This window comes from Georgenia muralis (assembly GCF_003814705.1).
In the GTDB taxonomy this organism is placed as follows: Bacteria; Actinomycetota; Actinomycetes; order Actinomycetales; family Actinomycetaceae; genus Georgenia; species Georgenia muralis.
Genome location: NZ_RKRA01000001.1, coordinates 369,842 through 395,836 on the forward strand (window position 1 = coordinate 369,842; position 25,995 = coordinate 395,836).

Below are 25,995 nucleotides of genomic sequence, written 5' to 3' on the forward strand. Positions count from 1 at the left end.
CCGTGCGGTGCTCTACGTTAGGGACCATGCGGAACGACGAGACCGACGACGCCGTCTTCTGGATGCGTACCCTGGTCCAGGGCGACCGCGCACTGCACGACTCCCTGGCGACCACGGCCGCCGCCGTCGAGCTCGACGGCCTGCGGGCCCGGTGCGCGTCGCTGAGCGCCGCGCTGCTCCAGGCGCGGACCGCGCTGGACATCCGGCGCGAGATGGTCGCCGAGCAGTCCGCGGCTCTAGCCGAGCGGGACGCGCGGATCGAGGAGCTGCTCACCGAGGTCTCCGCAGCCAGGACAGAGGCCCAGGAGTGCCGGGCCACCGTGACGGAGATCGTCGGTTCGCGCCGGTGGCGAGCCGGCGACGCGCTCGCGACGGTGGTCCGCGCCCCGCGCACGCTCCTCGTTCGCCGGCGGGGCTCTGCATGAGTCCGGCCCTCTGTCTCGTCGTGGCGGTCCCGACATCACCGTCGGGAGACACCGACGGCCGCCTGCTCGAGGCCACCCTGGCGTCGTTCGTCGCTCAGGGGGAGGGTTCCTGGGAGGTCCTCACGGTGGAGGTCCCGGCCGATCCGTCGCCTTTGGGGGCTGCCGCGCTGACCCACGCTGCGACGACCACGACCGCGGCGTACGTCGCCCTCGTGGAGGCCGGCGACCGTCTCGAGCCGGGAGCGCTGTCGGCCGTGCTGGAAGGCGTCGGTGACCGGCGGCCCGGTCTGCTCTACACAGACGAGCAGTGGCCGGCGCAGGGCGCCGCAGGCATCTTCACCAAGCCCGACTGGATGCCTCGCTACCTCGAGGCCCTCCCGTACCCGGGACGCCTGACCTTCTTCCGCCGGGACGTCCTGCTCGACGCGGGCGCCTGGCGTCACGAGCACGGACCGGCGTTCGAGTGGGACACCCTGCTCCGCGTCACGGAGCTCACGGACGACGTCGTCCACGTACCGGTGCTCGGTGTGTCCCGGCACCGGCCGCCAGAGCTCGCGAGTCTCCTCGAGAGCGGCCGGGACGCCGTTGCCGCGCGGTTCCGCCGCCTCGATGTCCCCGCGACCGTGGAGGTCGTCCGGTCCGGCGACCAGGGCTTCCTGAGGGTGTGGCGCGACGTGCCCGACCCGCCGCTCGTCACCCTCGTCATCCCGACCGCCGGAGGACGCAGGAAGGTTCGCGGCGAGGATGTCGTCCTGGTCACCAACGCCCTGCGTGCCCTACTCGAACGCACCAGCTACCCGCGGTGGGAGGTCGTGCTCGTGGTCAGCGACGGCACGCCTGCCGAGACCATCCGGGAGTCGACGGCTCTGCTCGGCGACCGCCTGGCGGCAGTCGTCCCCGTGTCCGGCCCCTTCAACTTCTCCCGGTCGGTCAACAGCGGTGCCGCCGCCGCCCGGGGCGACTTCGTGCTGGCGCTGAACGACGACACCGAGGTGATCGAGCCCCGCTGGCTCGACCGGATGGTCGCCGTCGCCCAGGACCCGGACGTCGGTGCAGTCGGTGCGAAGCTCCTCTTCGAGGACGGCCGGATCCAGCATGCCGGCATCGTCTTCGCGAACGACGGCCGCCCGCTCCACGTCCACATCTTCGAGTCGGACGCGGACGCGGGCCACTTCGGGTCCAAGGTGGTCGACCTCGACTACCTGGCCGTCACCGGTGCGTGTCTCCTCGTCCGCAGGAGCCTGTACGAGACGGTCGGGGGGTTCACCGAGGACCTACCGCTGAACTTCAACGACGTGGACTTCTGCCTCAAGCTCGTCGCCACCGGCCACCGGGTGGTGTGCACCCCGTACGCGCGTCTGCACCACTACGAGTCGAGCACGCGGCACGCCGAGGTCCGCGACTTCGAGCTCGAGGCGCTCGCGTGGTGGAGGCCGTGGACGCTCGCGGACCCGCACGTCAACGTACGCGGCATCGTCTAGGAGCGACCATCAGGGGTGGAGGCGCCCCCGCAGCCCGGACCCGGTCGTGCGTCAGGCGATCGCCCGAGCGAGGATGAGCGCCCCGTTCAGCGCGAGCGCCGCTTCGCCAGCCGCCACCGGAACTTCTCCATGACTGCACGGGGTCCACCGGACCTGAGATGGCTCATCACCGCCCTGGCATCGAGTCGGATGCGCACGGTCAGGGGCAGCGACGCGAAGTCGACCGGCAACGGGGCACGGTCGGGACGTCCGGCGTCGGCGGCACGGTAGGGCTCCCGGCAGTACTCGAGGAGTGGCGCGAGCACGACTGGCCATGTGTACCGCGCGGCGACCCGCGCGACGTTCGCTCGGACCTCGGTACGCCGCTCGTCGTCCTCAAGAAGCCTCACCAGCTCGTCCGCGAGCCGCTTCGGGTCCTCGGAAGGCACGGCCGCGCCGAGCCCCTCCTGCTCGACGAGCGCACCGAACGTGTCGCCCTCGGAGCACACGATGGGCAGGCGCGCCCACAGGTAGTCGAGGATGCGGGTACGGAAGCTGAACGCCGTCTCGATGTGCTGGAAGTGGGTGCTGACCCCGATGTCGGCATCGAGGAGGTAATCGGCGCGGCGCGAGTACTCCACCCAGTCCTCGTTGAAGAAGACGTGCGTGCCCGTCAGGCCCAACGAGTCCGACACCTCCCGGGTGCGGGTGGCCATCGCCATCTCGGGGACATCGGGGTTGGGATGCTTCATCCCGAGGAAGTACAGCCGCACCTCGGGCACGCGGCGGCGGACGTCGTCGATCGCACGAACGACCGTGACCGGGTCGAACCAGTTGTAGATGCCTCCGCCCCACAAGACGACCTTGTCGGCGGCGCCGATCCCGGGGGTGACCTCCTTGATGGCCCGGGCCTGGCGGACGGGGGGCGTCGGGGCGGTGCCGAATGGGACGACGGTGACCAGGTTCTCCAGGGACGGGTCTGCGTCGTAGGTCTCGGGGTTGATCCGGCCGGCCGCTGCGAGGTGGCCGAGCCAGAGGTCACGCTGCTTCTCGGAGGCGCACAGGAAGAGGTCGCCGCGGGCCGCCTGGGCGTGCAGTTCGCGGAGCGCGTTGGCGAGCGAGGCGTGCCGCTCGGGTGTCGGTCGGTAGCGCTCCACCTCGAGCGACTCCAGGTGGAACGGGTCGTAGAGGTCGACGACGATGTGCTGCGGGCAGGTCTGCAGCCAGGGAAACGTCTGCGCGACGAAACCCTGGATGATGACGACGTCCGCACCGTCGACCTCGGCGCGGAAGTCCTCTACGCTGACGTGCCGGGTCGCGAACCCCTCGCCTGGCCGGGAGCACGCCCCGAAGGTGACGAGCCGGACGGGGTGCTCGGCGGCGAGCGCGGCGGAGATTTCCCATGCCCGGATGGCCGGGCCGGCCATCCGTTCGGCCAGCGTGTCGAGCGTGACCACGAGGACCCGGGTCACGCGCGCACCGACCCGGCGGTCGGGAAGCTCCAGGTCCCACCCATCGTGATGTACCCGCCCGACTCGAAGGGCACGCCGCGACCGATGTAGATCCGCGCCGCGTCCCTGACGTAGTCGAAGACGTGCTCCGTCGTCGAGTCGACCACCGAGCCGTGGACGACGAAGCCGCCGATCGCGAGCGGGATGGCGGGAATGGTCAGGTCGATCACCCCACGGCCCTCGATGCGGTCGATCGGGAAACCGAGGTCACGGGTGTTGTTCCCCCACATGTAGGTCCCGTCCTGGGCCTCCATCGCGAACCCGAAGACCGGGTCGTCGATCCGCTGCCGCGCGTCGTAGTGGAGACGGAGCACGACCGTGGACCCGGTCGGCACAACGTCGGGGAACGGTGCGCCGTTGCCGTCGAGTACCTCGACCCGTTCGACCATCGCCTCTCCGGAGCCCCACCGGACCCGACCGTCCTCACTTACCCTGATGTCGGACCTGGTCGAGTCGAGGTACTTCTCCAGCACGACGTTGGCGGACCCAACCTCCTTGAGTTGTCCGTGCTCGAGCCAGGCAGCCTGGTCGGACATGTTGCGCAGCTGTGGCATCGAGTGGGAGACGACCACCACGGTTCGCCCCTCGCGCCGGAACTCCGCGAACTTCTCCCCGCACTTCGTCTGGAAGGCGGCGTCGCCGACGGCGAGCACCTCGTCGACCAGGAGGATCTCGGGATCGACGTTGATGGCCACGGAGAACCCGAGTCGCACGTACATCCCCGACGAGTAGTTCTTCACCGGCTGGTCGATGAACTCCTCGACGCCGGAGAAGTCGACGATCTCATCGAACTTGCGGTCGATCTCCGGCCGGCTCATGCCCAGGATGGAGGCGTTGAGGTAGACGTTGTCGCGACCCGAGAGCTCGGGATGGAACCCCGACCCGACCTCGAGCAGCGCCGCAATACGTCCGTTGGCGGTGATCGAGCCGGACGACGGGTAGAGGATCTGGGCCATGCACTTCAGGAGCGTCGACTTCCCTGAGCCGTTGTCGCCGACCAGGGCGAACGTCGACGCTTCCGGGATGTCGAAGGAGACGTCCTTGAGCGCCCAGAAGTCCTCGTGCACCGAGCGACGCCCCCGCATGATGGCGCTCTTGAGCGTCTGGTTGCGCTCATGGTAGATCCGGAACTTCTTGGACACGTCGCTGACTTCGACGGCTGCGTTCATAGAGCCTCGGCCAATCCCTTCTCGTGACGCTTGAACACCCAGTAGCCGAGGAAAAATGCGCCCAGGCTCCACACGACGGTGGTCAGGGCGGCCGAGGGGTCCGGCCAGCGGTTGTCGTAGAGCAGATTGCGGAACACCTCGGCAAACTCGCCGATCGGGTTCAGGAGGTAGAGGTCGAGCACCTCCAGCCCACCGACGATCGGTCCTACCTTCGCGGACTGCTCGGCGACGAGCGAGACCGGGTAGACGATCGGCGTGAGGTAGAACCAGACCTGAAACAAGATGCCGACGAAGTGCTGGGTGTCACGGAAGTACACGTTGGCGATCGCGAGCATCATCGAGACGCCGGTCGCGAACAGCGAGAGCAGCACCATGAAGACAAGAACCAGCGGGAGCCAGGGCAGCGGGTTCGCGCCGACCACCAGGAGCGCCACCAGAAGGACGCCCATCTCGATGGACCAGCTAAACATCCAGGACAGCGCGTTCGACACCAGGAGGGAGATCCGCGGGAAGTGGACCTTCTTGATGAGGTTCTCGTTGCCGACCAGAGCACCCATGCCGCCGTTGACCACCGAGGTGAAGAACGTCCACGGGAGCAGGGCGCAAAGGAGCCAGATGGCAAAGATGTCCAGACCGCTGGGGTCACCGGGCGCGGGCTGGATCCGGATGATGAAGGCGAAGACAACGGTGTAGATCGCCATCGCGGCCAACGGGTTGGCCAAGGACCACAGTTGGCCGAGGGCCGTCCGTTTGTACTTCCCTTTGATCTCGCGACGGGTGAGGTTGAGCAGCAGCTCTCGTGAGCCGCGCAGGTCGGAGACGATGCTCAACGTTCTCCCTCTCAGCAGGTGCCTGGTGGTGCGGGCGGTTTCACGCCCATGGGGCGCCGCAAGCCTACGGGCAACGTACCCTCAGCCCCCGAACGGCCTGGTGTGAGACGGACCGCACGGCGCCCGGAGGAGCGTGGAGAGCAACGCTCTACGGCCGGCGAACGCCGAGCGAGTCCCTCCCGTCTCGGTCCCAGTCCCCGCTCAGCACTGCGTCGTCGCCCCGCCCGTAGATGACGACGACATCGGCGTCACCGATCGCGATCGTGTTCTTGATGAAGTACTGCGCACCTCGCCGGACGGCGAAGGTGTCGCGTCCGTCACCGTCCCAGTCGCCCGCGAGGACCTCGTCGTCGGGCCGCCCGTACATAACCGAGTAGTCCGCCGTCCCGGTGCTCATGCTGTTCTTCACCAGGTACGTGTGGCCGCGTCGGACGGCGAGGCTGTCGCGTCCGTCACCGTCCCAGTCCCCGACGACCACCTCGTCGTCGGGCCGGCCGTATGCGATCACGAGGTGCGCGGGGCCGCTGCTCGTCGTGTTGCGGATGTAGTAGATGTTCTCCCGCCGCACCGCGAAGGTGTCCTTGCCGTCACCGTCCCAGTCCCCGGCGAGAACCTCGTCGCCCCTCTCACCGTAGACGAGCGTGACGTCAGGGTCGCTGAACGCATTGCGGTTGTTGATCCGGAAGACCGTTCCCTGGCGGGTGGCGACGGTATCCGTCCCCTCGCCGTCCCAGTCGCCCACCAGGACCTCGGCGTCGTTCTCGCCATAGCCGAAAACGGTGTCGGCCGTGGTGTCGAACGCATTGTTGAGGTAGAACATCTGCGGCATCCGCGCGGCGACCTCGCCAGCCATGTCCGCGATGCGACCGTAGATGTTGTCGCCCGGGCACGTCGTGCTCGAGACGTCCCGGTGACCGAAGACGCGCGGGAGCTTCTTCCCGGCCGGCAACGCGTACGTCCCCGGCGAGATGAGGCCGCTGGGGGTCGACATGTCGATGCTCGACCTGCTGAACTTCCAGGCGATGACGTCTCGCATCGTGTCCATGACGATCTGCGGCGCGTCGACCTTGGTGTAGTCGCCCATCGCCGCGATGCCCAGGGTGCTGGTGTTGAACGGTGCTGCGTGCGCCCCCTGCGGGACCTGCCCATCGGCGGCGCCGAGCGATCCCCGCCGACCCTCGAAGACCTGTCCGTACTTGTCGACGAGGAAGTTGTACCCGATGTCGCCCCAGTCGCGGGTGACGGCGTGGTAGTAGTAGATGCCCCGAACGATCGAGGCGGACTGCCCCGACGTGTACGTGTTCGTGCCCGCGGTGTGGTGCACGACGGCGGCCTTGAGCTCGGAGTACTTCGGCTGCCAGGTCATGAGCGACTCGTTCGCGTCCCACCCGGCCCGGCTCACGATCGCGGGGCGAGCCACCGCCGTCGGCGCCACCCCGGCGGCCACCACAGCGGTGCTCGTGGCCACCGGGTCGACGGCGAGGGCGGCGGGTGTGACGAGGGCGTCCCCCGTCGCCGTCACGGAGGCGGCGCCGTCAGACACTGCGCGTGCAGGCGAGGACGCCGTCGTGACCACCGTGGACCCGAGCGAGCGGAACGCCGCGGGCTCCGTCGTCGCCGTCGGCTCCTCGGACGGGAGTACCTCGGGCTCGGCGGGCGCCTGGGTGATCACCTCGATGGGCGGCGCCGGGTTCGCCGGCATGAGGCTGAGCTCGAGGCCTGCCGGGAGGGCGGCCGCGTCGCCGGAGACCTGTACCTGGATGGCGTCGGCGCCGCCGGTGATGAAAGGGTCCGTGCCCGCGCGGCCCTCGGCGCTGCTGCCGGTCTGGACGGCCCCCTCCTCGACCTGGGTCTCGAGCCAGTCGGACCACACGCCGTCCTCGAGGACCCGGAGGAAGACTCTCGCACCCGACGGCAGCGCGGACCCGGCCTCCCAGGTGACGCCGGCCACGAGGAACTCCTCGGTGTCCATGGGAGGGGTGAGCACCGCGATGTCGGCGGGGTCGACGGCGGTGTCGGCCGGGAGGACGACCGGCAGTGCGGCTGCCACACCGCGCGGACCGCCGCCGGGCACGCGCAGCCCGACGGTGCCGACCGAGGCCTCGCCGTCGGTCGCGACACCCGCGTCGAGCTGCTCGACGCCCTCGACCGCGACCGGGGTGAGCTCGCCCGCAGCGTCTGTGAGCGAGATCACCGTGATCGGCTCGGGCGTGTCGCCCTCGGCGGGCACCGCACCCGCAGCGGGCAGGCCCGGGCCCGCGGTGTCCGGGCCGGCCGCCGCGGGGGCTTGCGCCCCCACCACGGCCCCGGCCGGGAGGGCGGTGAGGAAGCCCCCGGCAAGGAGGGCAACGAGGAACAGGGCAGGGGAACGACGATCAGCCATGGGAAAGCGCCTCAGAACGACCTACGGGGAAGTCAACACGGACCTTGGTAAGACCCGTGCCGTACTCACGACGGTACCGTGCAGGCATGAAGATTTCGGTTATTGGATGCGGTTATCTCGGCGCGGTGCACGCGGCGTGCATGGCCGAGCTGGGGCACGAGGTCGTCGGCGTCGACGTCGACGCGCAGAAGGTAGCGCTGCTCGCGAGCGGGCGGGCGCCGTTCCACGAGCCCGGCTTCGAGGAGATCCTCTCCCGCAACGTCGAGGCGGGTCGGCTGACCTTCTCCACCGACTTCGCCGACCTCGCCGGGGCGCAGGTGCACTTCATCGGGGTCGGCACCCCGCAGCTCGACGGCTCCTACGCGGCGGACCTGACCTACGTCGACGCCGCCGTGACCACTCTCGCGCCGCACCTGGGCGAGCACCCGGACGGCCCCACGCTCGTCGTCGGCAAGTCCACCGTGCCGGTGGGCACCGCGGCGCGCCTCGCCGAGCAGCTCGCCCCCACCGGCGCGACCCTGGTGTGGAACCCCGAGTTCCTCCGCGAGGGCTTCGCGGTCCAGGACACGATCTCCCCCGACCGCATCGTCTACGGCCTGCCCGGCGACGCCGACCTCGCCGAGCGGGGCCGGGCGACCCTGGACGCCGTCTACGCCGACCTGCTCGCCCAGGACATCCCGCGGCTGCTCACCGACTACGCCACCGCCGAGCTGGTCAAGGTCGCCGCGAACTCCTTCCTCGCCACGAAGATCTCCTTCATCAACGCCATGGCCGAGCTGTGCGAGGCCACCGGCGCCGACGTCACCGCCCTGGCCGAGGCCATCGGTCACGACGACCGGATCGGGAAGAAGTTCCTCCGCGCCGGCATCGGGTTCGGCGGCGGCTGCCTGCCCAAGGACATCCGGGCGTTCATGCACCGCGCCGGCGAGCTCGGCGTGGACCAGGCGCTGACCTTCCTGCGCGAGGTCGATTCCATCAACGACCGGCGCCGCGACCACGTCGTCAACCTCGCCCGCCACGCCCTCGGCGGGACGTTCGAGGGCAAGAAGGTCGCCGTCCTGGGCGCGGCGTTCAAGCCCGACAGCGACGACATGCGCAACTCCCCCGCGCTCGACATCGCCGCCCGCATCGAGAGCCAGGGCGCCGACGTCGTCATCACCGACCCCGCCGCCGGCCCCCGCCTGCGCGAGGAGCGGCCCTACGTCACCGTCGCCGACGACGCCCACACCGCCGCCGCGGGCGCCGACCTCGTCCTGCTCCTGACCGAGTGGAAGCAGTTCCGCGAGCTCGACCCCGCCGCCCTGCGCGAGGTCGTCGCCCGGCCCTACCTCATCGACGGGCGCAACGCCCTGGACCCCGCCGCCTGGCGCGCCGCCGGCTGGACCTACGCCGGCATCGGGCGCCCCTGACCCGACCCGGAACGGTCATACTGGAGCGCAGTCAGCACCCGAACCACGGCCGAGGAGGCCCTTCGTGCGAGTTCTCATCACCGGTGGCGCCGGCTTCATCGGCGCGAACTTCGTCCACCAGACGGTCGCCGACCACCCCGACGCCCACGTGACGGTGCTCGACAAGCTCACCTACGCGGGCAACCGGGCCTCGCTGGCCGGGCTCGGTGCGAGCGTCGACCTCGTCGAGGGTGACATCGCCGACGCCGACACCGTCGACCCCCTGGTCGCCGACGCCGACGTCGTCGTGCACTTCGCGGCGGAGTCCCACAACGACAACTCCCTCGACGACCCGTCCCCGTTCGTCCGCACCAACCTCGTGGGCACGTTCACCCTCCTCGAGGCGGTGCGCCGGCACGGGACCCGCTACCACCACATCTCCACCGACGAGGTGTACGGCGATCTCGAGCTCGACGACCCGGCGAAGTTCACCGAGGCCACCCCCTACAACCCCTCCTCGCCCTACTCCTCGACCAAGGCGGGCTCGGACCTCCTCGTGCGCGCCTGGGTGCGCTCGTTCGGCGTCGAGGCCACCATCTCGAACTGCTCGAACAACTACGGGCCGTACCAGCACATCGAGAAGTTCATCCCCCGGCAGATCACCAACCTCGTCGACGGCGTCCGGCCCAAGCTCTACGGGGCGGGCCAGAACGTGCGCGACTGGATCCACGTGCGCGACCACAACACCGCGGTGTGGCGCATCATCGAGCGCGGCCGCATCGGGGAGACCTACCTCATCGGCGCCGACGGCGAGAAGAACAACAAGGAGGTCGTCGAGCTCATCCTCGAGCTCATGGGCCACGACCCCCAGGACTACGAGCACGTCGCCGACCGGCCCGGCCACGACCTGCGCTACGCGATCGACAACACACGGCTGCGCGAGGAGCTCGGCTGGGAGCCGCAGTTCAAGGACTTCCGCTCCGGCCTGGCCGACACGATCGCCTGGTACCGGGCCAACGAGGACTGGTGGCGCCCGCAGAAGGCCGCCGTCGAGGCGAGGTACGCCGCCCAGGGCCAGTAGTCCGGAGGCACGGAGGCCGGCTACCGCCGGGTCTCCAGCGCCGCGCGGGCCCGCAGCCCGAGCGAGATCGCCCGGCGCAGGGGCGCGAGGTACCAGGCCGCGTAGCGCCGGTGCAGGTACAGCTCGGCGCTGCGGTGGTGCGCGAGGATCATCCTCGCGGGCTTCTCCCGCCAGCTCGCGCCCTGGTCGTGCACCACGACGGCGTCGGGGACGTAGACGTTCTCCCACCCGGAGCGGCCCAGCCGCTCGCCGAGGTCGACGTCCTCGAAGAACATGAAGTAGCTGGGGTCGAAGCCCCCGACCTGGTCGAGGGCAGAGCGCCGCAGCAGCAGGCATGCTCCCGACAGCCAGCCCACCGGGTGCTCGGTGAGCAGCACCTCCTCCTGGCGCTGGTGGTACTGCCTGGTCCAGGGGTTGTGGGGCCACACCCGTGCGAAGACCGCGTGCCCCGCGCCCTGGCGCAGCGAGGGCACGGCGCGGGCGGAGGGGTAGACCGTGCCGTCGGTGTTGAGGATCCTCGGCCCCAGCGAGCCGGCGCCGGGGTGCCGCTCCGCGGCGGCCAGCAGGGCGTCGAGCGAGCCCGGCTGCCAGACGACGTCCGGGTTGGCCACCACGACCCACGGCGAGTCGCCACCGGCGGCGCCGAGGTTGGCGGCGGCGCCGTAGCCGAGGTTGTGGCCCGGTCGGAGCACCTCGGCCCCGTGGCGGCGCGCGACGTCATCGACGACGGTCGGGTCGCTGCCGTTGTCGACGATCACCAGTGGTGCCGGCCCGCTCGAGGCGGTCGCGAGGGACTCGGCGAAGTCCGCCAGCTCGCCGCCCGGGTTGAAGGCCACGGCCACCACGCGGACGGCGGCTGGTGAGGTCATTCCCCCTACGGTAGTCGCCGTGGGAGCGCGTGCCGCGTCGCGCCCGCGCGACGTCCCCGGGCCGTGCCACGGCTCATGAGGGAGCAATCTCGCGGATCGTGTCACCGGCCTCCTCGTAGAGCGCGCCCGTGGCGGGGCAGCGCCACCTGCCCGCCTCGGCCACGAGCGGCCGCCCGGCGCGGCCGACCCAGCCGACCCGGCGGGCGGGGACCCCGGCCACGAGGGCGTGCGCCGGCACGTCCCGGGTGACGACCGCTCCCGCGGCGACGGTCGACCACGCCCCGATGGTGACCGGCGCGACGCACACGGCGCGCGCGCCGACGGCTGCGCCCTCCTCGATGGTGACCCCGACCAGCTCCCAGTCCTGCGCGGACTTCAGGGACCCGTCCGGGTTGACCGCCCGCGGGAAGGTGTCGTTCGTCAGCACGACGGCGGGACCGATGAACACGCCGTCGCCCAGCACGGCCGGCTCGTAGACGAGGGCGTAGTTCTGCAGCTTGCAGCGCCGCCCCAGCCGCACCCCCGGCCCGATGTACGCACCCCGGCCGACCACGCAGCCCTCGCCCAGGTGCGCACCTTCGCGGATCTGGGCGAGGTGCCAGACCACGGACCCCTCCCCCACCACCGCGTCGGGGGACACGTCGGCGCTGCCGTCGATTCGCGTGGGCATGGTCCCCTCCTGAGGGTCCGGGCGTCGTGCGGAACGCTATCCCAGAGCGCCTCCCGGCGCGGGCCGGATCCCGCACCGGGTGGGCGCCGGCGTGAGCAGGGTCATCAGCAGGCGGGGCGGTGTCGCCGTAGGATGTGATGCTGTGCCCCGCCACGCCATGCGCCCCCCGCAGCGCCCGTCCGCCGGCGCGGACGGCGGCGCGGACGGTGGCGCGCCGGTGGCGCCCCGGCACGCGGTGTCGCTCGACCCGCACCGGCGCCTGCGACGCCTCGGCGCCGGCGCCCTGGGGGTGGCCCTCTTCGCCGGGTCCGGCGCGGCCATGGCCTACAGCGACATACAGGGCAACATCGCCCAGCACGACATCACCGACCTGCTCGGGGAGGACCGGCCCTCTGCGACGGCGGAGGCCGCGCCGGTGGACCAGCGCGCCGGGGAGGACATCAACCTGCTCGTCATGGGCTCGGACGTGCGCGAGGGCGACAGCGACGTCGACGGCGCCGGCGCGGCCGGCGTCGTGGCCGGGATGCGCTCGGACACGACGATGATCGCGCACGTCTCGGCGGACCGCTCCCGGGTGGACGTCGTCTCCATCCCGCGCGACACCCTCGTCGACATCCCCAGCTGCACCCTCCCCGACGGCACGACGACGTCCGAGCAGAGCGACGTCATGTTCAACTCCGCGTTCCAGACCGGTGGGCAGACCGGGGACGTCGGCGCCGCCGCGGCGTGCACGATCCGCACGGTGGAGAAGCTCACCGGCATCTTCATCGACGACTTCGTCGTGGTCGACTTCGCCGGTTTCACCCGCATGGTGGACGCCCTCGGCGGGGTGCCGATGTACATCGACGAGGACATCGACGACGCCGAGGCGGGGCTCAGGCTCGCGCAGGGCTGCCAGATCCTGGACGGGACGACCGCCCTCGGGTATGCCCGGGCCCGCAAGTCCCTGGACGACGGCTCGGACATCTCGCGCATCGGGCGGCAGCAGGAGCTCGTCGCGGCGATCGCCCGGGAGGCCCTCGGCAAGAACCTCCTCACCGACCTGCCGGCCCTGTACCAGTTCCTCGACGCCGCCACGTCCACGCTGACCACCGGGCGTTACATCGGCGGGCTGACCACCATGGCGGGACTGGCCAGCTCCCTGCGGGGCCTCGAGGCCGGCGGGATCGCCTTTGCGACGATGCCGTTCGAGTGGGCCGGGCCGCGGGTGCGCCCGACGGTCGAGGCGGAGGAGCTGTGGGACGCGATCGCGGCGGACGAGCCGATCCAGGCGACGCTGACCGGCACCGGCGAGACGCCCACGGAGGAGCCGACGGCGACGGCCACCGCCACGCCGGGGGCCACCACCGCGCCGGGCCAGGAGCCCACGTCGTCGGTCGCCCCGACGTCCGCGCCGACGGCGGAGCCGACGCCGACGATCCCGGTGTGCACGAAGTAGCGCGCCGGCCCGCCCAGGTGCAGGGCTTACGCTGTCCCCCGTGCCGCGCGGGCCGGACGCGGCGCACAGGACGAGGGGAGCACCGGTGAGCGAGAGCACGGGTGACCCGCGCCCGCCGAGCTTCCGCCCCGCCGCCCCGGGCCGCCGCCCGGACACCTCCGGGGCCCGCCCCGTGGGTGCGGGGGCCCAGCCCGCCGGCGCCGCGGCCGTCGGTGGCGAGGCGCAGCGGCCCGCCCACCCTCGCCGCACCGCCCGTCCCGCCGCACCCGTCCGGCGCACCTCGGTCCGGGGCGCTGCACAGGGACCGGACAGTCCGCCGGCCTACGCCCCGTCGCGGGCCGCCGCCCCCTCCTACGCCCCGGCTCCCGCCGCGGCGTCCCCGCACCGGGCCGAGCTCCGGCCGGACGACTCGCGCCGCCCCCCTCGCCGGGGCCGACGACGCCGCAGCCCGCTGGCGGTGCTGCTGCTCCTCCTGGTCGTGCTGGTGGCGTGGCCCGTCGGCCTGGCCGTGTGGGCCGACTCCCGCATCCAGCACGTCGAGGCGCTCTCGGGCGCGGCGGACACGCCCGGCACGACGTACCTGCTCGCCGGCTCCGACTCCCGCGCCGACGGTGCGGTCGCCGACGCCACCGAGGGCCAGCGGTCCGACACCATCATGGTCATGCACGTGCCTGAGTCCGGCCCCACCGCCCTGGTCTCCCTCCCGCGCGACACCCTGGTGGCCATCCCCGGCGTGGGCGAGAACAAGCTCAACGCCGCCTTCTCCCTCGGCGGCCCGCCGCTCCTGGTCGAGACCGTGGAGGCGCTGACCGGGCTGGGCGTGGACCACTACGTCGAGATCGGGATGGGCGGGGTCAGCAGCGTCGTCGACGCCGTGGGCGGGGTCGAGCTCTGTCTGGACTACGACGTCGAGGACGAGCTCTCCGGCCTGACCTGGACCGCCGGCTGCGCGCAGGCCGACGGCGTCACCGCGCTGGCGTTCGCGCGCATGCGCTACGCCGACCCCAACGGCGACATCGGCCGGACCGAGCGCCAGCGCCAGGTGGTCAGCTCCGTGGTCAAGGAGGTGGCCGAGCCCGCCACCGCGTTCAACCCGGCCGCGCAGGTCCGCCTCGTCGAGGCCGGCACCGGCGCCCTCCTCACCGACCCCGGGACGGGCATCGTCGACCTCGGCCGGATGGCCTGGGCCTTCCGCGCCGCCACCGGGCCGGACGGTCTCGTCGGCACGCCGCCGATCGCCGACCTCGACCACCGCGCCGGCAACCTCGGCTCGACGGTGCTCCTGGCCGAAGACGCCCCGGACTTCTTCGCACGCCTGCGTGACGGCGAGCTCACCGCCGAGGACCTCCAGGCCGGCTGACCGCCTCCGCGCGGCCGGGTCCACCGCACATCTCTGGATGCCCGACGGACCCGGTACCCGCACGACACGTTGCGGCGCCCGCACCTCTCGGTGCGGGCGCCGCGGGGTCGTGCTCGAATCTGATGGCGGGTCCGGCCGCGTCGGCCGGCACCCGGTGGTGGCTCACAACGCCCGGTGGATCCCGAGGGTCTCGATGCCGTCGCCGTCCCAGTCGCCGACCAGGCCGGTGTCGGTGGAGCGCCCGTAGGCCACGGTGAGGTCGGCCGCGCCGCCGGCGAGGCTGTCCCTCAGGTACCAGACGTTCGCGCGCCGGACGCCGACGGTGGTGTCGCCGTCGCCGTCCCCGTCGGCCGCGAACGGCTCGTCGGTGGCCCGGCCGTAGGTGAAGACCACGCTCGCCGAGCCGCCCGTGAGCGTGTTCGACAGGTAGAACGTCGACAGCCGGCGCACACCGGGGGTGTCGTCGCCGTCGCCGTCCCAGTCGCCGGCCAGCACCGTGTCGGTGGAGCGCCCGTAGGTCAGGGTCACGTCCGCCGCGCCACCGGTCAGGGTGTTCTTGAGGTACCAGGTGCTGACCCGGCGCAACCCGATGGTGTCCGTGCCGTCGCCGTCCCAGTCACCCACGACGATCTCGTCCGTCGAACGGCCGTAGCCGAAGACGATCTCGGGAACACCGGTGGTGTTGGAGTTGCGCAGGGAGAAGGTGGTCCCGCGGCGGTAGCCCGGCGTGGCGGTGCCGTCGCCGTCCCAGTCGCCCATGAAGACCTCGTCCTCCGGGACGCCGTACTCGAAGAGCGTCGTCGCGCTGCTGCCGAAGTCGTCGGCGAGGAAGAAGCCGGTCTGCTGGACGGGCTCGGGGAAGCCGGGCGCGCCGAGCGCGACGTCGATGGTCGCGGTCTTGTAGTCCCGGATGTACGGCACGTTGGTCGGCCCTTCCTCCCCCTCCTCGTCGTCGCCGAGGAGCGCGTCCTGGAGCTGCACCACGGAGTCGTCGGGCACGGTGAAGATGAGCCGGTACCAACCCACGCCCGGGTTCGCGACCCCGCTCGGGGACCCCCAGTTGAAGCCGTAGATGAGCCTTCCGGAGGCGTTGACCTCGGACGGCATGAGGCGTTCCGAGACGGCGACCTCGCTGTAGGTGCCCGTCTCCTCCTCGGCCTTGAGGATGGTCAGGGTCGCTCCGGGCGCGAAGACCATCGGCGCGAGCTCGGCCGCGAGGCCGTCGGTGCCGAAGAGCTCGTCGCGCATCTCGCCCTCGAGGGAGATGGCGTCGTAGCCGAGCATCGGCTCGAACGCGGTGGGGTCGTGCGCGAAGAGGTTGACCTCGACCCGGATCGGCTGCGTTCCGGTGCCGGGGAAGGTGTGGCTGAGCAGGTTGTCGCCCCACTTGACGTCGGTCACGACCGGTACGTCCGTGACGACGGTCCGGTCGGCACCCCACATGTCGGCGTCGAACTCCGGGTCGACGGTGCTGGGATAGGTGTCCGAGCCGACCCCGGTGTAGTAGTCCCCGTCCGGCACCTCGTCGCCGGGGACGGCGTTGGTGTAGTCGGCGTCGCCCGTGGGCAAGCCCGGCACGGTGACGGCGTTGAACAACCCTGCCTTCTCGCCGTCGTCGGCAAGGATCACGGGCACGGAGAGGTTCTTCGTGCCCTCCTCCTCTTCCTCCTCGGGCGGCGCCGCCAGGGCGGCGCTGCCTCCGACCACTACCAGCGCGATCGCGGTGACCAGGGACGTCGTCCCTCGGCCCGTCCGCATGTGCACACTCATGGTTTACACCCTTCATCTGCCCCGGGTCCTCTCGGGGCTGCCCGTAGTTGGGCGTCGGGGGACCGCACCCCACGGCGCGGCCGGCGGCGTCCTTGCCCGGCAGGCCGGTGGTCTCACCTCCCTCGAGAAGCGGTCGAAGCGGACCTCACAACCCCAGTTGTATGGGGCATCTCCCCGCTTCCCAAGGGACCTACGTCTGCCCCGTCCACGCGCGGGCCCGGCGCGGGGGTGGTTGCCTGGACCCATGACCCACGTCAACGACCCCGACGTCGTGCGCCGCCTGCTCACCACCCCGGCCCGCTGGGCGGTGGTGGGGCTGTCCCAGAACTCCGCGCGCACCGCCTACGGCATCGCCGGCTATCTCCAGGACCTCGGCATGGAGATCGTCCCGGTCCACCCCCGGGCGGAGACCGTCCACGGCGCCCGGGGCTACGCGACCCTGGCGGAGATCCCCGGCGGTGTCGACGTCGTGGACGTCTTCGTCCGCTCCGACCTCGCCGGCGCGGTCGTCGACCAGGCGGTGGCGGCCGGGGCGAGGGCCGTCTGGCTCCAGCTGGGCGTCGTCGACGAGGACGCCGCGAGGCGGGCGCGCGAGGCCGGCCTCGACGTGGTGATGGACACCTGCCCGGCGATCGAGGCTCCCCGTCTCGGCATCGTCTGACCCGTCAGCGAGGGGCGCCGAGAGACCGGCTGCCGTGAGCTCGGCCCGACGATCGGCAGCCCTGCTGCCTGTTCGCCTCAGGCCGACTGCGCGTGCCGTGCCGCCGGACGCCCCGCCTCGGGCGCGCGCCGCAGCGCGGCCTCGAGCCGGCGGCGCAGGAGCGGGCCCACGCGCTTCTCGACCTGGTGGATGCCGATGGCGAGGAGCACGCTCAGGGTGACGGCGCCGGCCAGGACCGCCCAGCGCCCGAGGTGGGCGGCGGTGAGGTCGATGAACCACCAGCCCCAGTACTCGTGGATGAGGTAGAGCGGGTAGGTCAGGGCGCCGGCGGGGACCAGCCACGCCCCGCCGAACCTCTTGAGCGGGGTGAGCGCGATGGCGGCCACGGTGGCGAAGCAGCCGACCGTCAGCGCGCCGAGCACCCACGGGTCCGGGGTGAAGATGGTGTTGGCGGTGAGGGAGGTCATCTGCCAGGTGACGGCGTGGTCGACGCCGAGGACGACGTTGCCCGCGAGGATGAGCCACGGCGCGCGGGCGTGGCCCTCGCGGAAGATGAGGTAGAGCATCATGCCGCCGGCGAAGAAGGGGGCGTACCCGTCGATCGCCAGGGCCGCCAGCGGCGTGATCCCGGCCTCGACCGCCACCAGCCCGAGCGCCGGCCACAGCGCGGCGACCCACAGCAGGCGACGGCGGGTGATGCCCCACGCGACGAGCAGGCCGATGAGGAGGTAGAACCGCAGCTCGGCGTACAGGGTCCAGTACACGCCGTCGACGTGCCGGACGCCGAAGAGCTCCTGGAGCATCGTGAGGTTGACCAGCGCCTCGCCGACGCTGATGTCCTTGCCCGCCGGCCACAGGAACAGCAGGAGGGTCGAGGTGGCGATCACCGCGAGCCAGTAGGAGGGGAACAGTCGCGCCACCCGGGACGCGACGACGTGCGGGACGTCGCGGCCCCACGCCGTCATGAGGATGACGAAGCCGGAGATGACGAAGAACTGCTCCGGCCCGAGCGCGGCGTAGATGAGGACGGGCCCGGTCTCGGGGAAGACGGCGCCGGGGTCGTCCCCCCACACCTGCGACCACCGTGCCGTGAAGTGGTAGAGCATGACGCCGACGGCCGCGAGCAGGCGCAGGCCGTCCAGCGCGTACAGGCGCGGGCGGTCCGCGGGCGTGGGCGGACGGTCCGCGGGACCGCGCGACGCCGCCTCCCGCGTCGTGCCTGTGGGGCCAGGGACGCGCGGGGCCGCGGGGCGGAGGGTGTCGGTCATCATCTCGACGGTAGGTCAGCCGCGGCCGCCCCGCACCCCGAAGGTCACAGTTGGATAACGCCGCCGGCCCTCCCGCGCCTCCCGCGCCACCCCCGCCACCCCCGCCACCGGTCAGCCGACCTCCGACAGCGCGCCGGTGGTGACGTCGTAGACGAACCCGCGCACGGCGTCGCGGTGGGGGATGAACGGGCTTGCCACGACGCGCGCGACGGACTGGCGGACGTCGGCCTCGAGCTCGGCGAACGCCTCCGCGGCCCACGGGGGCCGGATGCCGGTGTCGGCCTCGACCGCCTGGCGGAACTCGTCGTCGGTGAAGGTGAGCATCCCGCAGTCGGTGTGGTGGACGAGCACGATCTCGCGCGTCCCGAGCAGCCGCTGGCTGATCGCCAGCGAACGCACGACGTCCTCGGTGACGGCGCCGCCCGCGTTGCGGATCACGTGCGCGTCGCCCACGCTCAGGCCCAGGAGCGCCTGGGGGTCGAGCCTGGCGTCCATGCAGGCGACGACGGCGACCCGGCGGGCGGGCGGCAGCGGCAGATCACCGCTGTCGAAGCGGGTGGCGTACTCCGCGGCGCCGGTCAGGAGCTCGTCGGTGACGCTCATGGTGGGTCCTCTCCCTCGCGGGCGGCCCGGTGACGCCCGACCGGACCAGCGTGGGCCCGGGGTCGCGGGCGCGGCGTGCCGCGGTGCCGCCGTACCGCATGGCGGACAACCGGTGCCGCGAGCGGGCCCGGCCGACGTCGGGCGGCTCGGGGCTCGGGGCTCGGGGCTCAGCCGATGCGGCGCGGCCCCGCCTGCCAGGCCTCCCACGCGGACCGGATGATGTCCGTCAGGCCGTGCTCGGCCTTCCACGACAGCACCTCTCCGATGCGGTCCGCGGCCGCCACGAGCTGGGGTGGGTCGCCGGCGCGACGCGCCTCGACCTCGGCGGTGACGTCGAGCCCGGACGCGCGCCCGATCTCGTCGACCACCTCCTTGACCGAGGCCCCGGTGCCGGTGCCGACGTTGAACACGTGCTCGGTGGGCTCGGCGTCGGAGGTGAGGTGGTCCATGGCGGCGAGGTGCGCCTGGGCGAGGTCGAGGACGTGGATGTAGTCGCGGATGCAGGTCCCGTCCGGCGTGGGGTAGTCGTCGCCGAAGATCTTCGGTCGGTCCCCGCGCTCGAGCCGGTCGAGCACCATGGGCACGAGGTTGAGCACGGCCGGGTCGCCGAGGTCGGGCCAGCCGGCGCCGGCGACGTTGAAGTAGCGCAGCGCGGTCCAGCGCAGCCCCCAGGCCCGTCCGCAGTCGGCCAGCAGCCACTCCCCCACGAGCTTGGTCTCGCCGTAGGGGTTGATGGGGCGGCACTCGACGTCCTCGCCCACCAGCTCCACCGGGGGCATCCCGTAGACCGCCGCGGAGGAGGAGAAGATCATGTTCCGCACCCCGGCGTTCTCCATCGCGGCGAGCACGTTGGCCAGCCCCCCGACGTTCTGCTGGTAGTACCAGGCCGGCCGGGCCACGGACTCCCCGACCTGCTTCCGGGCGGCGAAGTGGATGACCGAGGTGACGGCCCGCTCGCTCATGACCCGCTCCAGCGAGGTCTGCGCGCCGTCCCCGGCGACGTCGAGCTCGACGAGGGTGGCCGCGCCCACCCGGTCGGCCGCGCCGGTGGAGAGGTCGTCGACGACGACGACGTCCTCCCCGCGCTCGAGGAGGAGACGGACGACGTGGGCGCCGATGTAGCCGGCGCCGCCGATGACGAGGGTGCTCATGACCCGCAGCGTATCGGGGCCGCACGAAGGGCTGGGACTCCCGGCGGCGGGGCAGGACGAAGGGCCGGGACGCTCGGCGTCCCGGCCCTTCCGGTGTTCCTGCGCGGCGGTTGTCCCGACCGCGCCGCGCTCAGCGCTCCCGGTTCTCCGGGTACGCCGTGCCGGTGTCGCGGACGTCCCGGTCGATCTCCGGCGCGGCCTTGCCCGGGTCGGTCGCGGCGTCGGCCGCTGCCCGCTCGCCCCGCCGCTCCTCGTAGGCCTTGCCAACCGCCCGGGCGGGGTCGTGGTACGCCGACGGGGTCGTGGTCGGCACGCGGTCGGGATCGTCGGCGGCGCGCTCCTGCGCTGCGCGGGCGCCGGTCGAGACCGCCGCCGCCTCCTGCGCCTCGTCGAAGACCGACGGGGCGCCGGTGCCCTCGGCGCCGTCCTCCTCGCGCCCGGGGGTGCGCAGGTTGAACCGCTTGATCGCCCAGGTGAACAGCAGGAAGTAGATCACCGCGTAGCCCAGGCCGATCGGGATGATCCACAGGGGGTTCGTCGCGATGCCGAAGTTGAGCAGGTAGTCGATCCCACCGGCGGAGAAGGTGAAGCCGTCCTTGATGCCCAGAGCGTTGACCAGGGCCAGCGAGGTGCCGGTGAGCACGGCGTGGACCACGTACAGCGGGAACGCGACGTAGGCGAAGGCGTACTCGAGCGGCTCGGTGATGCCGGTGAGGAACGAGGTCAGTGCGACGGACAGCATGATGCCGCCGGTGACCTTGCGCCGCTCCGGCCGGGAGGTGCGCCAGATGGCCAGCGCCGCGGCGGGCAGGGCGAACATCATGATCGGGAAGAAGCCGGTCATGAAGGTGCCCGCGGTGGGGTCGCCGGCGAAGAACCGGAACAGGTCGCCCTGCGCCACCTCACCGGTGGTCGGGTTGGTGAACTCGCCGAACTGGAACCACGGGAGGCTGTTGAGCAGGTGGTGCAGCCCGAACGGGATGAGCAGCCGGTTCAGCGTGCCGAAGACGAACCCGCCGATGACCGTGTTGCTCTCGCCGGTCACCCACTCGCTGAACGCGCCGATGACGGCGTCGAACGCGGGGTAGATGAGGGCGAACAGCACGCCCACGACGACCGCGACCCAGGCGGTGATGATCGGCACGAGACGCCGCCCGCCGAAGAAGGCCAGGTACGGGGGGAGCTTCGTGCGGTAGAAGCGCTGCCACAGCAGCGCGGCGATGATGCCGATGGTGATGCCGCCGAGCACCCCGTAGTTGATCGTCTCCTCGCCCTCGGCCCCGGCGCCGAAGTACGGCGCGAGCGAGCCGAGCACGGCGTCGAAGGTGAGGTAGCCGATGAGACCCGCGAGCGCCGTCGACCCGTCGGACTTGCGGGCGTAGCCGATGGCCACACCGATGGCGAAGATGAGGGGGAGGTTGTTGAACAGGGCCCCGCCGGCGGCGGCGAGGACGTCGGCGACCGGCTGCATCCAGCCGAAGCCGTCCCAGGACGACACGCCCTCGGCGCCGAGCATGTCGGCCTGGCCGAAGCGCAGCAGGAGGCCGGCCGCCGGCAGGGCGGCGATCGGCAGCATGAGCGAGCGGCCCACGCGCTGGGCCTGGGCGAAGCCGGGGATGTGTCGTTTCTCGCGCGCCGGGGCACCAGCCGCTGCTGTGGTCATCTCGGTTCCTCTCGGGCGGTCTCGCCGCCGTCGTCCGTGCAGCGCCGCACACGTCGCTGTGCCCGGCAGGATCGGTACAGACCGGACACGGTGGTCTGGACCAGTGGTGCACACTGAAGCCCTTACCTCTCGGGGTGTCAAGCATCACAGCGGCGTGGTGCACAATCGTCGGGCCGGAAGCGGGAGAGGGGACGCCGTGAAGCACACGACGGTGCGCGACTACCTCGAGGGACTCGTCGAGCACCTCGAGCCCGGTTCGCGCATCCCGTCCGAGCGTGAGCTGTGCGAGCAGTTCGGTGTCTCACGGATGACGGTACGCCAGGCCGTCGACGCGCTCGTCGTGGCCGGGGTGCTGCAGCGGGTGCAGGGCCGCGGGACGTTCGTGTCCCGGCCCAGGGTCGACATGCAGCTGCGCCTGACGGCCTTCGACGACGAGATGCGCCGCCGGCACATGTCCCCCGGCTCGCGGGTCCTGCGGGCCGACAGCCGCCCCGCCCCGGCGGAGGTGGCCACCGCGCTGGAGATCCCCGCCGGCGACGCCGTGTACTACCTCTACCGGGTGCGCCTGGCCGACGGCGTGCCGATGTCGCTGGAGGAGAACTGGGCGCCGGCGGCGCTCCTCCCGGGCCTGCTCGAGCCCGCCCCACCCAGCAGCCTCTACGCGGCCTTCCTCGAGCGCGGCTTCCCGCCCTCCTGGGGCGAGGACACCATCGAGGCCATGGTCGTGCGCAGCCCCGACGCCGACCTCCTCGGCCTGCCCGACGGCGGGGCGGGCCTGCGCATCACCCGGCGCACCTTCAGCTCCGACGTCGCCATCGGGTACAGCCGCTCGCTCTACCGCGGCGACCGCTACGCCCTCTGGGCGCCGGTGAGCCCGCCCAGCCCGGCCCTGGCGCCCCCGCGCCGCGAGGCGCCGGCCCGTCGAACCGTCACCCCGGGAGCGTCATGAAGGACGTCGGAGCCATCGTCGCGGCCCTCGGCGGCGTGGAGAACATCCGCGAGATCGAGCCCTGCATCACCCGGCTGCGGGCAGAGGTGGACGACCCCGCGCGGGTCGACGAGCGCGCCCTGCGCGCGGCCGGGTGCCACGGCGTCCTGCTGCGCGGACGGGTGGTCCAGGTGGTCGTCGGACCGGAGGCGGACACCCTGGCCAGCGACCTCGAGGAGCTGACGTGGCGGCCCAGCGATGACCGGGGCCCGTCGGCTTGACACCCGTGGCAGGGCCGCGATGGGATGCACTTGTCTGGACCACTGCCGTCGGCAACGAGGCTGCCGGCAGCCCCGAACGAAGGAGAGCGACGTGCACGAGGCAGCAGCGACGAAGCGGACGCGCCGGTGAGCGGCGTCGTCGTCGGCTCCCCGGTGCCGGGCACGGCGCTGGCCATGTCGGAGGTGCCCGACCCGGTCTTCGCGGAGTCGATCGTGGGACCCGGCGTGGCGGTAGACCCTCCGCGCGACGGGGACGTCGACGTCGTCGCCCCGTTCGAGGGCACCCTCGTCAAGCTCCACCCGCACGCGTTCGTCGTCCAGCACGCCTCCGGCCGTGCTGTGCTGGTCCACCTCGGTCTCGACACCGTCCAGCTCAAGGGCGAGGGCTTCACCCTCCACGCCGCCGAGGGCGAGACCGTCACCGCCGGCCAGGTGCTCGTCACCTGGCGGCCCGGCGACATCGCCGAGGGCGGCCGCTCCCCGGTCAGCCCCGTCGTCGCGCTCGACGCCGCCCCGGGTGCGCTGAGCGCGCTCGCGGAGCCCGGCACCGCCCTCGAGACCGGCGCCGCGCTCTTCGAGTGGGCCTGACACCTCGTCGGTCCCGAGCCACGCCCAGCCAGTCGGCCAGCCCGCGCCGCGCCCGTCCCGCCCCAGCCCACGCGGCGGCGCCCCCGCCGTCCCGTCCCAGCCCGAGGAGCACCATGCCCCAGCGCAGCGCCGTCATCGCCTCGAGGGTGGGCCTGCACGCCCGCCCCGCCGCCGTCTTCGTCAAGGCGGCCGCCGCGACGGGGCTGGAGGTGACGATCGGCCGGCCCGGGTCCGAGCCGGTCGCGGCGGACAGCATGCTCGAGGTCATGACGCTCGGCGCCGGGCACGGCGACGAGGTGGTCCTCAGCGCCGAGGGCGACGGCGCGGAGCGGGCGCTCGAGGACCTCACGGCACTGCTCGCGACCGACCTGGACGCCTGACCTCAGGCGCCGAAGCCCACCCGGCCGCCGCGCTGGGCCCGCAGCCGGGCCCCCTTCTCCTGGGCCACCTGACGGAGGCCGTCCTGGAAGGTCACCATCTGCTCGCGCACGCCGGCGGCACCCTCGCCCTCCCCGGCGCCGAGGATCCGGGCGGCCAGGAGGCCGGCGTTGCGGGCCCCGCCGATCGACACCGTCGCCACCGGCACCCCGGCGGGCATCTGCACGATCGAGAGCAGGGAGTCCATCCCGTCGAGGTGGCGCAGCGGCACCGGCACCCCGATCACGGGCAGGGGTGTCACCGAGGCGAGCATCCCGGGCAGGTGCGCGGCGCCGCCGGCGCCGGCGACGATCACCCGCAGGCCACGCTCGGCGGCGGAGCGCCCGTACTCGATCATCTCCAGCGCCATGCGGTGCGCGGAGACGACGTCCACCTCCGTCTCGACCCCGAACTCCGCGAGGACGTCGGCGGCCTCCTTCATCACCGGCCAGTCCGAGTCCGACCCCATGACGATCCCGACCACCGCGCCCATCGCTGCCTCCCGCCCGCCCGGCCGCCACGGCCGGTGCCGGCCACAGTCTCCCACGGCGACGTCTCGCCGGGCCGGGCGCCGTCACGCACACTGGTGACGTGCAGACCACCCACCCGACCCGGCCCGCCGCGGGCGTGCGCGCGGACGGCCGGCCCGGCTTCTGGACCCGGGCCGCGCACGTCCTCGCCGTCCCCGGCGCGCGCCCCGCCCGCGTGGCCACCGACGCGGTCGAAGTCGCCGGTGTCGTCAGTCTCGTCCTCGCGGCCCCGAGGGGCCCGGTCGCCGTCGCCCTGTTCGCCCTCGTCCTGCTGGGGCTGACCGTCCCGCGGGTCCTGGGCGTTCCCGGATGGCTCCAGGCCGTCTCGGGGACGGTCGTCGTCGCGGCCGCGTGGGCCGCCCTGCTGGGTCTGTACGAGCGGTGGTGGTGGCTGGACATCGCCGCGCACGCCGCCGCCAACGGTCTGCTCGCCCTGTTCGCGTTCCGCCTCGTCGTCGCCGGTGGGCTCCTGCCGGTGCCCGGTGGGCCGGCGCCGCGCCGGCTCCGTGCGGGGGCGGTCCTGGTGACCGTAACCCTGGGCGTGACCCTCGGCGTGGTGTGGGAGCTGGCCGAGTGGTTCGGCAACTCCTTCCTCGACGACGGCATCCTGGTCGGTTACGAGGACACCCTGGGTGACCTCGTGGCCGGGGCCGCCGGGTCCTCGGTCGCCGGTCTGCTGCTCGCACGCCGCCCGGCGGCGTGGCGGCGCGATCCCTTGGCGTCGCCGGGACGGCCCGCCCCGTGAGCGGCCCTGGGACGGGCGGCTCGGTCGGCGCGCGGCGCTGGGCCGAGGTCGGCGTCAGCGTCGTCATCCCCGCCCGGGACGACGCCGTCGCCCTCGCGGTGTGCCTCGACGCCCTCGCCGCCCAGACGTCCCCGCCCCTGGAGGTGGTGGTCGTCGACAACGGCTCCAGCGACGACACCGCCGACGTCGCCCGGTCCCGCGGTGCGCGGGTGGTCCACGAACCGGAGCGGGGGATCCCGCAGGCGGCGTCGGCCGGGTACGACGCCGCCCGGGGCGACGTGATCGCCCGGCTCGACGCCGACTCCGTCCCGCCGCCGGACTGGGTGGCGCGGGTGGGTGCCGCGCTGGCCGGGGGTGCCGACGCCGTCACCGGCGTCGGGGTCTTCCACGACCTGCCGCGGGGCACGGCCCGCCTGACGGCGGCCGCCTACCTCGGGGCGTACTACCTCCTCGGGCACGCCGCGCTGGGCCACCACGCCCTGTGGGGCTCGAACATGGCGTTCCGTCGCGAGGCGTGGCTGGCGGTGCGTTCGCAGGTCCACCGCGACGACGCCGAGCTCCACGACGACATGGACCTCGCCTTCGTCCTCGGTCCGGGCCGCCGGGTCGTGCTGGACCGGCGGCTGGTCGTCGGCGTGTCCGGCCGGTCGGTGCGCGGCGGGGCTCAGCTCCGGCGGCGGTTCCGTCGCCAGTTCCGCACGCTCGCCGTCAACTGGCGCACCGCCCCGCCGTGGCAGCGGTGGGCGGCGCGGCTGGCCGGCTGATCCGGCGGCCTCGCCGGCTGATCAGCGGGCTCGCCGGCTGAT

Annotated in this window: 24 protein-coding genes and 1 pseudogene; 13 read left to right on the plus strand and 12 right to left on the minus strand. The window is 72.7% G+C overall.

What is annotated here, in order from left to right; all coding sequences use genetic code 11:
• The first annotated feature begins 26 nt into the window (after positions 1 to 26).
• Both EDD32_RS01605 and EDD32_RS01610 read left to right on the plus strand, forming a co-directional pair.
• Positions 27 to 425, plus strand: coding sequence for a hypothetical protein (locus EDD32_RS01605; RefSeq protein ID WP_123914029.1), 399 nt, complete (start codon positions 27 to 29; stop codon positions 423 to 425).
• Positions 422 to 1,906, plus strand: coding sequence for a glycosyltransferase family 2 protein (locus EDD32_RS01610; RefSeq protein ID WP_123914031.1), 1,485 nt, complete (start codon positions 422 to 424; stop codon positions 1,904 to 1,906). The genes EDD32_RS01605 and EDD32_RS01610 overlap by 4 nt, the downstream gene beginning before the upstream one ends.
• 86 nt (positions 1,907 to 1,992) lie before the next feature.
• Here EDD32_RS01610 and EDD32_RS01615 read toward each other — a convergent pair whose 3' ends face one another.
• The 4 genes from EDD32_RS01615 to EDD32_RS01630 form a co-directional block, all read right to left on the minus strand.
• Positions 1,993 to 3,357 (minus strand): glycosyltransferase family 4 protein, encoded by a 1,365-nt coding sequence (locus tag EDD32_RS01615; RefSeq protein WP_123914033.1) that lies wholly within the window; start codon positions 3,355 to 3,357, stop codon positions 1,993 to 1,995.
• The gene (locus EDD32_RS01620) at positions 3,354 to 4,565 is read right to left on the minus strand and encodes an ABC transporter ATP-binding protein (RefSeq protein ID WP_123914035.1); all 1,212 of its coding nucleotides are present in this window, start codon (positions 4,563 to 4,565) and stop codon (positions 3,354 to 3,356) included. Before EDD32_RS01620 ends, EDD32_RS01615 begins: the two co-directional genes overlap by 4 nt.
• A complete protein-coding gene (locus EDD32_RS01625) occupies positions 4,562 to 5,395 on the minus strand; it encodes an ABC transporter permease (RefSeq protein ID WP_123914037.1) in 834 nt (277 codons plus the stop codon). Before EDD32_RS01625 ends, EDD32_RS01620 begins: the two co-directional genes overlap by 4 nt.
• Positions 5,396 to 5,543: 148 nt before the next feature.
• Positions 5,544 to 7,778, minus strand: coding sequence for an N-acetylmuramoyl-L-alanine amidase (locus EDD32_RS01630; RefSeq protein WP_123914039.1), 2,235 nt, complete (start codon positions 7,776 to 7,778; stop codon positions 5,544 to 5,546).
• 86 nt (positions 7,779 to 7,864) lie between these two features.
• Between EDD32_RS01630 and EDD32_RS01635 the strand changes: the two genes are divergently transcribed.
• Positions 7,865 to 9,187 (plus strand): UDP-glucose dehydrogenase family protein, encoded by a 1,323-nt coding sequence (locus EDD32_RS01635; protein ID WP_123914041.1) that lies wholly within the window; start codon positions 7,865 to 7,867, stop codon positions 9,185 to 9,187.
• A gap of 64 nt (positions 9,188 to 9,251) precedes the next feature.
• Positions 9,252 to 10,247 (plus strand): dTDP-glucose 4,6-dehydratase, encoded by a 996-nt coding sequence (rfbB, locus tag EDD32_RS01640; protein WP_123914043.1) that lies wholly within the window; start codon positions 9,252 to 9,254, stop codon positions 10,245 to 10,247.
• 20 nt (positions 10,248 to 10,267) lie between these two features.
• On the opposite strand, the gene EDD32_RS01645 is transcribed toward rfbB, so the two are convergent.
• Positions 10,268 to 11,116: a glycosyltransferase gene (locus tag EDD32_RS01645; RefSeq protein ID WP_123914045.1), complete on the minus strand. Its 849-nt coding sequence runs from the start codon at positions 11,114 to 11,116 to the stop codon at positions 10,268 to 10,270.
• 73 nt (positions 11,117 to 11,189) lie between these two features.
• Entirely contained in the window at positions 11,190 to 11,786 is a 597-nt protein-coding gene (locus EDD32_RS01650; protein ID WP_123914047.1) for an acyltransferase, read from the minus strand.
• A gap of 142 nt (positions 11,787 to 11,928) precedes the next feature.
• Between EDD32_RS01650 and EDD32_RS01655 the strand changes: the two genes are divergently transcribed.
• Both EDD32_RS01655 and EDD32_RS01660 read left to right on the plus strand, forming a co-directional pair.
• Positions 11,929 to 13,224, plus strand: coding sequence for an LCP family protein (locus tag EDD32_RS01655; RefSeq protein ID WP_123914049.1), 1,296 nt, complete (start codon positions 11,929 to 11,931; stop codon positions 13,222 to 13,224).
• 85 nt (positions 13,225 to 13,309) lie between these two features.
• On the plus strand, positions 13,310 to 14,584 hold the full coding sequence (locus EDD32_RS01660; RefSeq protein ID WP_246005923.1) for an LCP family protein: 1,275 nt from the start codon (positions 13,310 to 13,312) through the stop codon (positions 14,582 to 14,584).
• Positions 14,585 to 14,746: 162 nt separating this feature from the next.
• On the opposite strand, the gene EDD32_RS01665 is transcribed toward EDD32_RS01660, so the two are convergent.
• A complete protein-coding gene (locus EDD32_RS01665) occupies positions 14,747 to 16,354 on the minus strand; it encodes a hypothetical protein (protein WP_123914051.1) in 1,608 nt (535 codons plus the stop codon).
• Between the two features lie 244 nt (positions 16,355 to 16,598).
• Here EDD32_RS01665 and EDD32_RS01670 point away from each other — a divergent pair, with 244 nt between their 5' ends.
• Positions 16,599 to 17,015: a CoA-binding protein gene (locus EDD32_RS01670; RefSeq protein WP_123914053.1), complete on the plus strand. Its 417-nt coding sequence runs from the start codon at positions 16,599 to 16,601 to the stop codon at positions 17,013 to 17,015.
• 77 nt (positions 17,016 to 17,092) lie between these two features.
• Here EDD32_RS01670 and EDD32_RS01675 read toward each other — a convergent pair whose 3' ends face one another.
• From EDD32_RS01675 to EDD32_RS01690, 4 genes and pseudogenes are all read right to left on the minus strand, one after another.
• Positions 17,093 to 18,283, minus strand: coding sequence for an acyltransferase family protein (locus tag EDD32_RS01675; protein WP_170175159.1), 1,191 nt, complete (start codon positions 18,281 to 18,283; stop codon positions 17,093 to 17,095).
• A 111-nt stretch (positions 18,284 to 18,394) separates the two neighbouring features.
• On the minus strand, positions 18,395 to 18,886 hold the full coding sequence (locus EDD32_RS01680; RefSeq protein WP_123914057.1) for a beta-class carbonic anhydrase: 492 nt from the start codon (positions 18,884 to 18,886) through the stop codon (positions 18,395 to 18,397).
• A gap of 167 nt (positions 18,887 to 19,053) precedes the next feature.
• Positions 19,054 to 20,037: a UDP-glucose 4-epimerase GalE gene (galE, locus tag EDD32_RS01685; protein WP_123914059.1), complete on the minus strand. Its 984-nt coding sequence runs from the start codon at positions 20,035 to 20,037 to the stop codon at positions 19,054 to 19,056.
• A gap of 337 nt (positions 20,038 to 20,374) precedes the next feature.
• Positions 20,375 to 21,700, minus strand: a pseudogene (locus EDD32_RS01690) (PTS transporter subunit EIIC); the annotation flags it as partial.
• A gap of 196 nt (positions 21,701 to 21,896) precedes the next feature.
• Between EDD32_RS01690 and EDD32_RS01695 the strand changes: the two are divergent.
• From EDD32_RS01695 to EDD32_RS01710, 4 genes are all read left to right on the plus strand, one after another.
• The gene (locus tag EDD32_RS01695) at positions 21,897 to 22,649 is read left to right on the plus strand and encodes a GntR family transcriptional regulator (protein WP_123914063.1); all 753 of its coding nucleotides are present in this window, start codon (positions 21,897 to 21,899) and stop codon (positions 22,647 to 22,649) included.
• On the plus strand, positions 22,646 to 22,909 hold the full coding sequence (locus tag EDD32_RS01700; protein ID WP_123914065.1) for a PTS sugar transporter subunit IIB: 264 nt from the start codon (positions 22,646 to 22,648) through the stop codon (positions 22,907 to 22,909). Before EDD32_RS01695 ends, EDD32_RS01700 begins: the two co-directional genes overlap by 4 nt.
• A 126-nt stretch (positions 22,910 to 23,035) precedes the next feature.
• Positions 23,036 to 23,497 carry a PTS sugar transporter subunit IIA gene (locus EDD32_RS01705; protein ID WP_246005924.1) on the plus strand — a complete coding sequence of 154 codons (462 nt, stop codon included), beginning with the start codon at positions 23,036 to 23,038 and terminating at the stop codon, positions 23,495 to 23,497.
• Positions 23,498 to 23,610: 113 nt separating this feature from the next.
• Positions 23,611 to 23,877: an HPr family phosphocarrier protein gene (locus tag EDD32_RS01710; RefSeq protein WP_123914069.1), complete on the plus strand. Its 267-nt coding sequence runs from the start codon at positions 23,611 to 23,613 to the stop codon at positions 23,875 to 23,877.
• Positions 23,878 to 23,879: 2 nt separating this feature from the next.
• On the opposite strand, the gene purE is transcribed toward EDD32_RS01710, so the two are convergent.
• A complete protein-coding gene (purE, locus tag EDD32_RS01715) occupies positions 23,880 to 24,407 on the minus strand; it encodes a 5-(carboxyamino)imidazole ribonucleotide mutase (protein WP_123914071.1) in 528 nt (175 codons plus the stop codon).
• A gap of 98 nt (positions 24,408 to 24,505) precedes the next feature.
• On the opposite strand from purE, the gene EDD32_RS01720 reads away from it, so the two are divergent.
• Positions 24,506 to 25,189, plus strand: coding sequence for a DUF2238 domain-containing protein (locus EDD32_RS01720; RefSeq protein WP_123914073.1), 684 nt, complete (start codon positions 24,506 to 24,508; stop codon positions 25,187 to 25,189).
• On the plus strand, positions 25,186 to 25,953 hold the full coding sequence (locus tag EDD32_RS01725; RefSeq protein ID WP_123914075.1) for a glycosyltransferase family 2 protein: 768 nt from the start codon (positions 25,186 to 25,188) through the stop codon (positions 25,951 to 25,953). Before EDD32_RS01720 ends, EDD32_RS01725 begins: the two co-directional genes overlap by 4 nt.
• Positions 25,954 to 25,995: the final 42 nt, after the last annotated feature.